Source organism: Yimella sp. RIT 621 (genome assembly GCF_004146205.1).
Lineage (GTDB): Bacteria > Actinomycetota > Actinomycetes > Actinomycetales > Dermatophilaceae > Yimella > Yimella lutea.
The window spans coordinates 106901-119300 of the sequence record NZ_SEIP01000007.1 but is presented as its reverse complement, the minus strand read 5'-3'; the positions used below and the strand labels follow the sequence as shown (position 1 = coordinate 119300).

The 12400-nt window shown below is 67.4% G+C and carries 11 protein-coding genes; 5 read left to right on the top strand and 6 right to left on the bottom strand.

Translation table 11 applies throughout. From position 1 onward, the window contains the following. The first annotated feature begins 185 nt into the window (after positions 1 to 185). Together EU513_RS08430 and EU513_RS08425 are read left to right on the top strand one after the other, a co-directional pair. On the top strand, positions 186 to 389 hold the full coding sequence (locus tag EU513_RS08430) for a CopG family transcriptional regulator (protein ID WP_129625447.1): 204 nt from the start codon (positions 186 to 188) through the stop codon (positions 387 to 389). After that, complete coding sequence (locus EU513_RS08425) at positions 386 to 748, top strand: type II toxin-antitoxin system death-on-curing family toxin (protein ID WP_129625446.1); 363 nt, start codon at positions 386 to 388, stop codon at positions 746 to 748. The genes EU513_RS08430 and EU513_RS08425 overlap by 4 nt, the downstream gene beginning before the upstream one ends. 43 nt (positions 749 to 791) lie before the next feature. Here EU513_RS08425 and EU513_RS08420 read toward each other — a convergent pair whose 3' ends face one another. After that, complete coding sequence (locus tag EU513_RS08420; protein ID WP_129625445.1) at positions 792 to 1082, bottom strand: hypothetical protein; 291 nt, start codon at positions 1080 to 1082, stop codon at positions 792 to 794. Between the two features lie 30 nt (positions 1083 to 1112). Here EU513_RS08420 and ligD point away from each other — a divergent pair, with 30 nt between their 5' ends. Further along, positions 1113 to 2093, top strand: a complete 981-nt coding sequence (gene ligD, locus EU513_RS08415; protein ID WP_129625444.1) for a non-homologous end-joining DNA ligase — start codon at positions 1113 to 1115, stop codon at positions 2091 to 2093. Between the two features lie 83 nt (positions 2094 to 2176). Here the strand turns inward: ligD and EU513_RS16110 are convergent, their stop codons facing one another. Beyond that, positions 2177 to 2944, bottom strand: coding sequence for a DUF4352 domain-containing protein (locus EU513_RS16110; protein WP_205744711.1), 768 nt, complete (start codon positions 2942 to 2944; stop codon positions 2177 to 2179). Between the two features lie 170 nt (positions 2945 to 3114). On the opposite strand from EU513_RS16110, the gene EU513_RS08405 reads away from it, so the two are divergent. Then, a complete protein-coding gene (locus tag EU513_RS08405; protein ID WP_129625443.1) occupies positions 3115 to 4377 on the top strand; it encodes a sensor histidine kinase in 1263 nt (420 codons plus the stop codon). Beyond that, positions 4374 to 5033 carry a response regulator transcription factor gene (locus EU513_RS08400; protein WP_168990211.1) on the top strand — a complete coding sequence of 220 codons (660 nt, stop codon included), beginning with the start codon at positions 4374 to 4376 and terminating at the stop codon, positions 5031 to 5033. Before EU513_RS08405 ends, EU513_RS08400 begins: the two co-directional genes overlap by 4 nt. A gap of 2 nt (positions 5034 to 5035) precedes the next feature. On the opposite strand, the gene EU513_RS08395 is transcribed toward EU513_RS08400, so the two are convergent. From EU513_RS08395 to EU513_RS08380, 4 genes are all read right to left on the bottom strand, one after another. Beyond that, positions 5036 to 5887, bottom strand: a complete 852-nt coding sequence (locus EU513_RS08395) for an FAD-binding oxidoreductase (RefSeq protein ID WP_129625441.1) — start codon at positions 5885 to 5887, stop codon at positions 5036 to 5038. Positions 5888 to 5994: 107 nt separating this feature from the next. Then, on the bottom strand, positions 5995 to 6870 hold the full coding sequence (locus EU513_RS08390; RefSeq protein ID WP_129625440.1) for an SDR family NAD(P)-dependent oxidoreductase: 876 nt from the start codon (positions 6868 to 6870) through the stop codon (positions 5995 to 5997). 41 nt (positions 6871 to 6911) lie between these two features. Beyond that, on the bottom strand, positions 6912 to 10190 hold the full coding sequence (locus tag EU513_RS08385) for a DEAD/DEAH box helicase (RefSeq protein ID WP_129625439.1): 3279 nt from the start codon (positions 10188 to 10190) through the stop codon (positions 6912 to 6914). A 54-nt stretch (positions 10191 to 10244) separates the two neighbouring features. Beyond that, complete coding sequence (locus tag EU513_RS08380) at positions 10245 to 12299, bottom strand: NAD(+) synthase (RefSeq protein ID WP_129625438.1); 2055 nt, start codon at positions 12297 to 12299, stop codon at positions 10245 to 10247. Positions 12300 to 12400 lie beyond the last annotated feature (101 nt).

Genomic DNA, 12400 nt, shown 5'->3' with positions numbered 1-12400 from the left:
GGCAAGGCCGTTTCGCATATCTGAGAGTCGAGCGGGAGGCCGGGACCGATCAATACCGCTGCCCCCGTCGTGACGCAATCGTGAGCCACCGCATCGACGGACGGTCACGTCGCGTCCACGGGTCGCCGCGGCGCCCTCCCGCTTTCGGTGCACAATGGTGATACCACATTGATACCATCATCCGCATGGCGATGACACTGCGACTGTCCGAAGCAGACGAGCGCGTCCTGGCGATGCTGGCAGAGGCCGACGGCATCAGCCGCCAGGAAGCGACGATCCGTGCGATCCACGAGGTCGCCGCTCGACGGGGCCATGAGCGGCGTGTCACCGACGCTTCCGCTCGCGCCCGGGCCCGTTACGCCGACGTCCTCGACCGCCTCGGGAAGTGACCGAGTTCCTGACGCTCGAGGATCTGCTCGGTCTCGTCGACGATCTCGGCGTCGGGCCGTTGCGGGACGTAGGTCTGCTCGAAGCGGCGGCGCACCGACCGACGACGGTGCTGTGGGGGCGCGAGGCGTATCCGACGCTGGAGGAGAAGGCGGCTGCGCTGCTGGAGTCCCTGGTCGGCAACCACCCACTGGTCGACGGCAACAAGCGACTCGGCTGGCTCGCCACCGTCGTCTTCCTCGATCTCAACGGCGCCTGGATCGAGGCTCCCGACGACGATGCGTACGACCTCGTCATCGCCACCGCGGCCGGGCGGATCGAGCTGCCCGACATCGCCGCAGCGCTCACCCGCTGGCACTGACCGCGTCGCCGTCGCCCACCGAGCGCCGCCGGTCAGCGACGGATCACACAGATGTGGAGCTGCTCCCGCTGCGCGCGCCGTCCGCGGGATCGTCGAAGGCCGCCTCCACCCGCGCCGAGCGACGACGCAACAACCAGAACCCGAGGAGGCAGAGGAGGAAGCCGGCGAAAAAGCCACCGGTGAGTGCCGGCATGCCGTCGGCCTCCGACCCGCCCTTGGCCCAGACGATCGCGGCCAGCACGGTCACCACGAGGCACAGGCCGGCCACGACTGCCACCATCGCCGCCGCGACCCGCAGCGCGAAGATCCGGAACATGCTTGGCTTCTCACTCACGGCGCCCAAGGGTACGCGTAGGTTCGGACCATGGCAGCCTTACCGGGACGGCACAGCAGCTCCCCCAAGGTCGAGATCGAGGTCGGCGAGCGCATCGTGTCGGTCTCGAACCCCGACCGGGTCTACTTCCCTGCTCGGGGCGAGACGAAGCTCGATCTCGTCAACTACTACTTGTCGGTCGGTGACGGCATCGTGCGGGCGCTGCGCGACCGTCCGTGCATGCTGCACCGCTTCCCCACCGGCGTCTCCGGGGAGAAGGTGCACCAGAAACGGCTGCCGCACGGCGCGCCCGAGTGGATGGACACCGTGCGCGTCTTCTTCCCGCGCTACAAACGCACCGCCGACGAACTCTGCGTCACCGAACTCGCCCAGGTCATCTGGGCCGTACAGATGTCGACCGTCGAGTTCCACCCCTGGAACTCCCGTCGTCCCCAGATCGAGAAGCCGGACGAGTGGCGCATCGATCTCGACCCGATGCCGGACTGCCCATTCGACCGAGTACGCAATATCGCGGACGTGTGCTGGGAACTGTTGGACGAGTTGGGTATTCGCGGTTTCCCGAAGACCAGTGGTGGCGCCGGTCTGCACATCTACGTCCGCATCGAGCAGGAGTGGGGCTTCTCGGACGTGCGACGGGCTGCCCTGGCGTTCGCCCGTGAAGTCGAGCGTCGCGCCCCGAAGGACGTCAGCACGACCTGGTGGCGCAAGGATCGCGACCCGGCCGCGCTGTTCGTCGACTACAACCAGAACGCCCGCGATCACACGATCGCATCCGCGTACTCGGTGCGCGGCAACACCGATGCGACCGTCTCGACGCCGTTCGACTGGGACGAGCTGGCCGACATCGACCCGCGCGACTTCACGATCGCGACGGTCCCGGCCCGATATGCGGACAAGGGCGATCTGACCGCCGAGATCGACGACGTCGCGTTCCGACTCGACCAGTTGCTCGACTGGGCCGCTCGCGATGAGAAGGCCGGCGAACAAGCGCCACCGGAACCATCGGGGTGAGCAGGCCAGATGCGAACCTATTGATGCGCGGCCGAACCTAATGGCTGCAACCAGTAGGTTCGGCGCGCCGAGCAGTAGGTTCGCTATTTGGTGAGGGAGACGGTCGTCCCGCCGGAGAACATCGAGTCGTGCAGCTCGAGCTTGGTCGCCTTCGCACCGGCCGGCATGTCGTAGACGAGGGTGCCGGTCAACGTGTTGCCCGGGTTGATCTCCTTCATCCAGATGTCGTTGTTCTTCAGGTATATCGCAGCTGCGGAGTCGGGGCTGAACGAACGACCTTGGTCGTCGGTCAGCTTCTGGTTGCCGTCGAACATGGTCTGCGGCTTGTCGCCGATGTTCTTCACCGTGACCGTGATCAGCACGAACTGCCCCTGCGCCTGCTGGTTCAGGTACTCGTCGCCGATCTGCTTCACGCCAGGCTGCACCTTGGTGACGGTGAACTCGAACTTGCCGTCCCGCACCGGGGTGTTCAGGCCAGGATCCTTCTTCTCCTGCTTCTCGGCCTTCGTCTGCGACGGCTCGGCGGCCGCCTGGGACGAGCGGGCGGAGGACTCCTGGCTCGTACTCGACGAGGTCGACGTCTCGGACGTGGCGGCGTCGGTGCCCTTGCCGCCACCGCCTCCGAGAGCCGACGCCATGGCCCCGAGGAGCACCAGTGCGCCGAGCCCGGTGAGTACCTTGTGACGCAGGAACCAGTTCCTCTTGAGCGGGTTGGCGTACGGCGGCGCCGGCGGCAGGTTGCCACCCTGACCGTACGGCGAGGGCTGCTGCCCGTGCCACTGCTGGCCGTTCGTGTTGTGGTTCGGGTTGTACTGCGGCGCACCGTTGTTCATCGGCTGCTGGTCGTTCATGGTGGGTCCTTTCCAAGGTCCTTCGTCGATGTCCCAAGTGGACGACGGCAGGCCCCTTCTCCACTTCCACCGCACGGCTGCAGCCGCCTCCCCCGATCGGTGGAGGTTCGGCGCCGGCGTCGATCCGATAGGTGGAACCGACTGTGGGTGCTCTCCCATAGGTTGTGCGCATGATGTCGTCCACTGCACCCCATGAGCGCTCGTGGCGACGGGTGCGGACGACGTCGCTGGTGATCGTGGCGTTCTTCTCCACCACATTGGCGATCGCCTACAACGACCTTCGCCGCGTCGGCGCGACCGATTCGGAACAAGTCGCGACGACCTCCGGTTGGACCTTGCTCGCCTGGCTCGTCGGCGTGGTCCTCGGCATCCTGCTCATCTGGCGGCGCCGGTGGCCATGGCAGCTCTTCGGCGCCTACTGCGTAGCCACCATCGCCCTGCCGATCGACGGATTCCTGCCTCTCGCAGGCCTTTTCACGGTGCTGCTCATCGCACGCCGGCGCGAACACGTCTTTGCGGCCATCGCAGCGGCATCGCTCGCGGTCGCCGTTTCGGTGTACCGCGACGTCACCGACGGCGTCCCTGAGGTCTCTTCCTTCTGGCGACTGTTCTTCCGGTACGAGGCCGGCGTCGCGTTTCCGTGGTGGTTGATCGCGCTCATCACGACCGTCCTGGTCGCCGTCGTCGGACTGTTGGTCGTGTTCACCCGCAACCGGCGAGCGCTCGACTCCAGCACGCTCAAGGAACAGATCGCGCACACCCAGATCGACCGGTTGAGCGAGGAGGTGGCCCGCCGGGCGGAGCGTGAACGCATCGCCCGTGAGGTCCATGACGCGCTCGGCCACCGCCTGTCGCTGCTCAACCTGCACGCCGGCGCTCTGGAGATGGCGGCGGGCAACAACCCGAAACTCGCTCAGAGTGCGCGGGTGGTGCGCGAGAGCGCTCAGCAGTCGATGGCCGACCTGCGTTCGTTACTCGGACTGCTACGCGAACCCGGCGACCCCGACGTGAGCAAGGCGCTGCTCACCCTCAGCGACCTTCCCGGGCTCATCGACGAATCTCTTGCGGCCGGAAGCCCGGTTGCGTCCTCGATCTTCATCGACGAGTCGGCGCCGCTGGACGAACAGGTCAGCCACACCGTCTTCCGGATCACCCAGGAACTGCTCACCAACTCGCGCAAGCACTCGCCCGGTGCGCCCATCCGGCTGCACCTCGACGCACGGCCGGCCCGCGGCATTGAGATCTCAACGACCAACCGCCTGCGTCCCGGTGCCGCATCCGCGTTCCGCCCCGGCAACGGGCTCACCGGCATCCATGAACGCGTCACCCGATGCGGGGGCGAGTCGTGGGCATGGGTGGACGACGACGCCTTCCGGGTGTTGGTGCGGCTGCCGTGGCAGTTCCGCCCGGCCGAACAGAAGGTGGGCCGATGAACGACCTCCGCCCGATCAGGGTTCTGATCGTTGACGACGACGCGATGGTCGTGTCGGCCCTGCAAGCCATCGTCGGCATGCCCGACGACCTCGACGTGGTCGCGACCGCGTCCGACGGTGACGAGGTGGTCGACGCGATCCACCGCCACCATCCGGACGTCGTCCTGCTCGACGTCCGGATGAAGCGGCAGGACGGTCTGGTCACCACCGCGCAGATCCAGCGGCTGACCAACCCGCCGCGAGTGATCGTGCTGACCACCTGGGACACCGACGACATCGTCCAGCGAGCCATCGCCGCAGGCGCCGCCGGCTTCCTGCTCAAGACCGCCGACCCGGCCGACATCATCGCCGCGGTGCGCAATGTGCACCGCGGTCAGGGCGCGCTCGCCCCCGGCAAGGTCGGCTACGTCTTCGGGCTGGTCAACGAAGGCCGTACCGACCGCGACGCCGCACGAACCTCGATGTCCGCACTCAGCGAGCGCGAGCACGCGGTGGTCGTCGAGGTGGCCCGCGGGCTGTCCAACGCCGAGATCGGACGCACGCTCTATCTCGGCGAAGCCACCGTCAAGACCCACCTGGCGAACGCGCAGCGCAAACTCGGTGTCGGCGGACGCGTCGAGGTGGCGGTGATCGTCACCAAGGCCGGTCTGGTCTGAAATCAGACCGCGATCGGGGCCGCGATCACGCCCCTCGGGTCGTAGGTCGATCGCACCGTCCGCCACCGCGAGTAGTTGCCGGCGAGGTAGCGCTGCATCGACGTCCCGGAGCTCGGGAAGGTCAACCGGAACGTGCCCTTGCTGGTGGCCCGGTGCGCCGCGAACGTCATGCTGGTGACGATCGCCGCGCTGCTCCCGCCACCGCCGCGCAATGCCCAGAACAGCTCAGGGTGGGAAGAGGGCGAGATACGCAGTGCTGCAACAGAACCCGTCACCACGGTCATGGACGTGACCCGGCCGCAGGTCATTCCCCAGCGGCGCGACTCCACACCGATGCCGCCGCCCGTCGACAGACCGGCCGCGCCGACCGTCGGACACGTACCGGTGGGGATCGCCAGACCGTGAGCGGCGAGCGCCGACTTCACCGGGTAGAGGGTCGAGCCTGCGAAGATCTGGGCGGAGCTGCCGGTGACGACCGGTTTCCAGGCCATGCCGCGCAGGTCGAGGACGATCGTCCCGGACGCTGCCGACGCACCGACGTACGAGTGGCCGCCCGCTCGCGCAGAGACCTTGAGTCCATAGCGGCGCGCGAACGCGAGCGTCTGCTGGATGTCGGCCTGCCCGCTCGGCCGCACCACCGCCAGCGGAGTCGCGCCGTCGTAGCGGGTGTTGAAGATCAGCTTGCCGGACGCGTACCCGGTCGAGCCCGGACGGTGGACCGGCCCGGTGACCGCACGGTCGAACGCAGCCCAGTCAGGCACGGCAGAGCTCAGCGCAGTGGCCGGCGACGCGACGACCGGGGTGATGACGGCGCCGGCAGCGGCACTGAGGACGGAGCGGCGAGTGATGTTCATGACTGATGGACCTCCGAACTGCGAACCAGGTTGGTTTCACGTCGGTAACCACCGTCCTCGCCTCAGCGCGAATCCGCCATGGGTAGCTCTGCCCGGAAAGGAGTCCGTCAGGACTTGGACTTCCGCATGCGACTCCAGACCTTGTCGATGTCCGCCATCGGGTCCTTGCCCTCGCGCACCTGCTTGGCCGACCGGATCATCGCCGCGTCGTAGGCCTTCCGGGCGTAGCGCTTGGCGTTGTACGCGGCGACACCGTCGGAGTCGGTGAGCACGATGAAGCGACGGTTGCGGACGCCCTCCAACGCCTTGGACGCGACCTCGTCGGCGGACCGCGGGGCCTGCGTGATGAGCCTGACGGCGGTCTCCTCCATGTCGACGTCCTTGCCCTGCAACGATTCTGCGAGGTTGGTGCGGAAGAACGACGGGCAGATCACCGATACGTCGATGCGGTCGGGCGCAAGTTCGTGGCGCAACGTCTCCGAGACCGCGACGACCGCAGCTTTCACCGCGTTGTAGGACGCCATGCTCGGTGCGTGCACCAGTCCGGCCAGAGACGCGGTGTTCACGATGTGCCCGCCGCCCGCCTGCTTCATCATCGGCACGAAGGTGCGGCAGCCGCGGACCACACCGAGCAGATTGATGTCGATGATCCACTGCCAGTTCTCGATCGACTCCACGTCGATGCGTCCGCCGGCTGCGACACCGGCGTTGTTGAACAGCAGGTCGAGCCCACCCCAGGTCGCCTCCACCCAGTTGCGGGTCGCGTCCCAGCCCTCGTCGGAGCGCACGTCCAGCTGCCGATACTCGACGCCGGCCGGCAGCACGCCTTCGGGCGCGAGTTCGTGAACGTCGACGACCAACACCTTGGCGCCCTCGACGGCAAGGATCTTCGTCATCGCCAGGCCGAGTCCGGAGGCACCACCGGTGACCAGGGCACGCTTGCCGGCGAAGGACTGTGGTTCACGGCGCAGAGGATTCTTCATGAACCCGACGCTACCGGTGAGTACCCGCGTGCGTCCGTCGGTCAGCTCTCCAACATCGCACGGATGTCGGCAGCGGTGATCGCGCCGGACGCACCCTCGCCGCCGTCGACGACCCGGGCGAACAGGTCGCGTTTGCGCTCCTGCAGGTCGACGACCTTCTGCTCGATGGTGCCCTGGGAGACCAGGCGGTAGACCATCACCGGCCGGTCCTGGCCGATGCGGTGCGCGCGGTCGATCGCCTGCGCCTCGGCAGCCGGGTTCCACCACGGGTCGAGGACGAAGACGTAGTCGGCCTCGGTGAGGGTGAGCCCGACACCACCGGCCTTCAGCGAGATCAGGAAGGCTGCGGAGTCGCCGTCCTTGAAGTCGTCGATGACCTTCTGCCGGTTCGTGGTCGAGCCGTCCAGGTAGTTCGTGGTGATCCCGGCCTCGGTCAGCGCGGACTCCACCAGACGCAGGTAGGAGGTGAACTGGCTGAAGACCAGTGCTCGGTGGCCCTCCGCCGACAGTTCCTGCAGTTGGTCGATGAGGAAGGCGATCTTCGCGCTCGGCTCGCGCGAGGAGTACTCGGCGTCGACCAGGCGCGGGTCGAGCGACAGCTGGCGCAGGCGGGTCAGCGACGACAGGATCGCGATGCGGTTCGCGTCCGGGTCGTCGAGCAGGCCGAGGATGCGCTGGCGTTCGCGCTGAAGGTGTCTCTTGTAGTACGCCTCGTGCTTAGTGGTGAGCGAGATCTCCTGCAGCTGAACCTGTTTCGGCGGCAGGTCGGCCGCAACGACCTCCTTGGTTCGGCGCATCATCAGCGGCTTGATCCGGCGCCGCAACTGCTCGAGCTTCTCCGGCTCGACACCCGACTCGATCGGCTTGCGATAGGTGTTGCCGAAGAGTTCGGGCTTGGGGAACAGTCCCGGCGCGGCCAGGGCGAGCATCGACCACAGGTCCATCAGCGAGTTCTCCAGCGGAGTACCGGTGATCGCGAGAGTGAAGGGTGCACGCAGTCGCTTGGCCGCGTGGAAGGTCTTGCTCTGATGGTTCTTGATGAACTGTGCCTCGTCGAGGATGAGCCCGCGCCAGGAGAGCGACTGGAACTCCTCGGCGTCCAGACGAAGCACGGTGTACGACGTCACCACGACCGCCGCACCGGCAACCGTGTCCCGTAACGGTTCTCCACGCTTGGACGCGGTGCGCTGCACGGCGACGACGGGCATCCCGGGAACGAAGGTCGCAGCCTCCCGCACCCATGTCCCGACCATCGACGACGGCGCGACGACAAGCACGGGAGCCGTGAGTTCGCCGGCTTCGCGGGCTCGGGCGATCATTGCGAGTGCCTGAACGGTCTTGCCCAGGCCCATGTCGTCGGCAAGAATGCCGCCGAGCTGGGCGTCCCAGATGCTGGCGAGCCAGTGGTAGCCGTCCACCTGGTACGGACGCAGGGTGGCGGTGAAGCCCTGCGGCGCGGCCGGCGGCTCGCCCTTGCCGACCGATTCCAGGCGGGCGACCCGTTCGGACCAGGCAGCTGACGCGCTGGTGACGACGCCGAGTTCGACCAGTTCGTCCCAGTAGCCGAGCTGGAACTTGTTGAGCTGCAAACCGCTCGAACGGCGATCGGACAGCTCGCGCGCCTCAGTGATGAGGGACGAAAGTCGTTGCAGTTCAGGGTGATCGAGCGAGAACCAGGTGCCGGAGTCGAGGAGCAACAACTCCTCGCCGCGGGCCAAGGCGCGGAACAGCGGTTCGAAGGGCACCTTCTCGCCGCCGACGCTGACCTCGACGCGCAGGTCGAACCAGTCGATGTCGTCGGAGTCGTCCGCACCGATCTCGATCAGTGGGTCGTCCAGGGCCTCTTCGAAGACCGGCAGATCATCGGCGCGCTCGACGATCACCAGGTCGTGGCGGTCGAGTTCATCGAGGAGGTTGGTGAAACGCACCGCAGCGAAGTCGGTGAAGATCTCGCGGTCCTTCGGCCACCACCCGATGCCGCCGATCGCCTCGAGCAGCGATGCCTTGCGCAGCAGGGGCTCCAACTGCTCGACGAGCACCCGTTCGTTGTGCCGGTCGCGCCCGCTCCAGGGAGTGGCGTCCAACGCCATCGTGTGCAGTTCGCCGCCGGGGTACCGGACACCGGTCGAGACGAGGACGGCCGTGTCGGACTCCCGTTCCACCTTCAGGTGCAGCCGCAGCGGCTCGACCAGCGCCAGGCGGGGCTTTTCTACCGACCCGCCGTCCACCACCCCGTATCGACGGGCGAGCTTGGGCAACTGAGCGTCACGGAAGGACTCGGCGAGGGACTCGGGCACGGTCACCGGTCCGTTGGCCGACAGCCACTGCGCCATGGACGACATCGGCCGGTCAAGGCCGGCGAGCACCACATCGTGATCGCTGATGATGACCAGACCATGCGCCGGGTCACCGATCAGCACCAGCCGGCCGGGCCGGTGCAGGTCGATCTCGGTGCGACCGATCAGCTCACCGTTCGGGCCGTCGGAGAATCGGACGTCGGTACGCACCGGCGTCGCGAGCAGTTCGATCGACGCGTCCGGGTGGGCGAACGCGGGCAGCAGTTCGACACCGGCCGCGACAGCCAGTTGAAGGTCGTCCCAGATTCCGCCCCCGAGTTCGTCAAGCATCAACCGCGGGGCGCGGGTCATCACACCGCCGGCACCGCGCCAGCGTTCGAGCAGCCGGGTGAGGGCCTGCGCCTGCTCGGGCACGAAGAAGCGGCGTCCGGAGGAGCGGGCGTCGGTGCGGACGTCGGTCCACTCGATCGACATGTTCCAACGACCGGTCTTGCCGCGGCGGCACGGAATCAGTTCGAAACGGGTACGCGGGGAGGAGTCGGTGCCGGACCGCGGCGCCATGATCGGTGCGATGCGCAAACCCAACGCGTCCGCGTCCGTGAAGGTCTGGGACGACTCGTCGTCGCCCAGGAATCGGTCGGAGAACTCGCGCCAGTTGGCGTCTCCGGTCGGTGTCGGCTGCAGCGCACCACCGAGCGCTTCGCGACCCGACATCACCATCGAGGCGACGTGCTTGCACGCCTCCTTGACCGGGCAGGAGCACCTCGAACGCCAGTCGCGGGGTGGCGCGCCCACCTTCGGGACGGTCAACATTGCCGTGTACGGCCGCACGTCGCCGCCGTTCACGGTGCCGATCAGCAGCCGCCCGTTGTCACCGACGTTGATCGACTCGACGCGTTCGGCGTCGACGTACCCGAGCGCTCGCTCGTAGGCGAAGCGGCCCACGTGCTCGATCACGTCGTCGTCGCTCACCTGGGCCAGCCAGGCCGCGCCGCGTACCTGGAGCCGAGGGGAAGTGACCATCGTCCGAAAATAACCCGTGCCGCCCGCTTCCGGAAATCCCTGGGTGCCCGGCGATCAGTCGGTGGGCACCTTCTCCAGGTCCTTGAGCCAGACGGCGGCGTTGCCGTCGGACGGCGCGCGCCAGTCACCGCGCGGTGAGACGGACCCGCCGGCCATCACCTTCGGCCCGTTCGGCAGCGCCGATCGCTTGAACTGGCTGAACGCGAAGAAGCGCTTGATGAACACCTCGAGCCAGGACCGGATCTCCGGCAGGTCGTACGCGATCCGCTTGTCCTGCGGGTATCCCGCGGGCCACTCACCGGTCGTGTCGTCGTGCCACCCGTGCCAGGCCAGGAAGGCGATCTTGCTGGGTCGGTAGCCGTAACGGAGCGTGTAGAAGATGTTGAAGTCCTGCAGCGCATACGGTCCGATGGCGTCCTCGGTCGACTGCGGCTTGTCGCCCTCCTTGCTCGGCACGAGTTCGGGGCTGATCTCCTGATCGACGATCGCGGTGAGCACCTCGCCCACCTCGTCGGTGAACAGTTCGTGCGCGACGACCCAGCGAATGACGTGCTGGATCATCGTCTTCGGGATACCCGAGTTGACCGTGTAGTGCGACATCTGGTCGCCGACGCCGTAGGTGCACCAGCCGAGCGCCAGCTCGGACAGGTCGCCGGTGCCGAGGACGATTCCGTTCTCCTTGTTGGCGATCCGGAACAGATAGTCGGTCCGCAGGCCGGCCTGCACGTTCTCGAAGGTGACGTCGTAGACCGGCTTGCCCTCGCCGAACGGATGACCGAGGTCCTTCAGCATCTGGGTGGCGGTCGGCCGGATGTCGAGTTCGGTGAAGGTGACGCCGAGTGCCTCGCCGAGCTTCCAGGCGTTGGTCTTGGTGGAGTCGGACGTCGCGAACCCGGGCATCGTGTAACCGAGGATGTCGGTACGCGGGCGCCCCATCCGGTCCATCGCCCGCGCGGCCACGATCAAGGCGTGGGTGGAGTCGAGACCGCCACTCACGCCGATGACGATCTTCGGGTTGCCGATCGCGCGCAGGCGCTGGACGAGGCCGGCCACCTGGATGTTGTAGGCCTCGTAGCAGTCGAGGTCGAGGCGGGCGGGGTCGTCCGGCACGAACGGGAAGCGGTCGACCTTGCGCAGCAGGCCGATGTCGCCGGCGGGCGCCTTGAGTTGGAAGTCGACGGTGCGGAACTCCAGCACCCGGTCGGTGTAGGTGCGCGCGTTGTCTCCGATCGACCCGTCGCGCTGCCTGTCCTGCCGGATGCGGTCGAGGTCGATGTCGACCACGGTCCGACGCGGACCGTCCGGGAAGCGCTCGGTCTCCCCCAGCAGGTCGCCGCACTCGTAGACCATCGTCATGCCGTCCCAGGACAGGTCGGTGGTCGACTCCCCGACCCCGGACGCTGCGTACAGGTAGGCGGTCAGGCAGCGAGCCGACTGGGCGCGCACCAGCAGATGACGGTCCTCGGCTCGGGCCACGGTGATCGGGCTGCCGGAGATGTTCGCCAGGACGCTCGCGCCGGCCAGCGAGGCGATGGACGACGGCGGGACCGGCACCCACATGTCCTCACAGACCTCGGCGTGCACGACGAGCCCGGGCACGTCGGTCGCATTGAAGAGCAGATCGGGACCGAAGGGAATCTCGTTGTCCCCTAAACGGATCGACTCACCGATCTGATCATCGCCGGGCGCGAAGTGGCGCTTCTCGTAGAACTCGCGGTAGTTCGGCAGATAGGACTTCGGGGCGACGCCGAGGATCTCACCGCCGTGGATGACGACGGCGCAGTTGTACAGGCGCAGACCCTTGCGCAAAGGCGCGCCGACGATGACCAACGGTCGCAGTCGCCTGGTCGCGTTCGCGATGGTCGCGAGCGCGTCTTGGACCGCCTCCAGCACCGGGTCCTGCAACAGCAGATCCTCGATCGCATAACCGCTCACGCAGAGTTCGGGGAAGATCGCGACGGCGACTCCCTCCGCATGGACAGCTTTGAGTTCCTTGACGATCGACGCCGCGTTGGTCGCCGGGTCTGCGATCGCGGTCGGGACCGTGCACGCCGCGACGCGTGCGTAACCGTGGGCGTACGCCGACCAGAAGTCCGTGCTCGAAGCCATGCGGAGAGTCTGCCAGTCCGACGCCCCACACCCGCGTGGAGCCGCTCATCGACGCACCGGCACCGCTCAGCGAGAGAAGCGCCCCCGTGTGACCTGGCTCA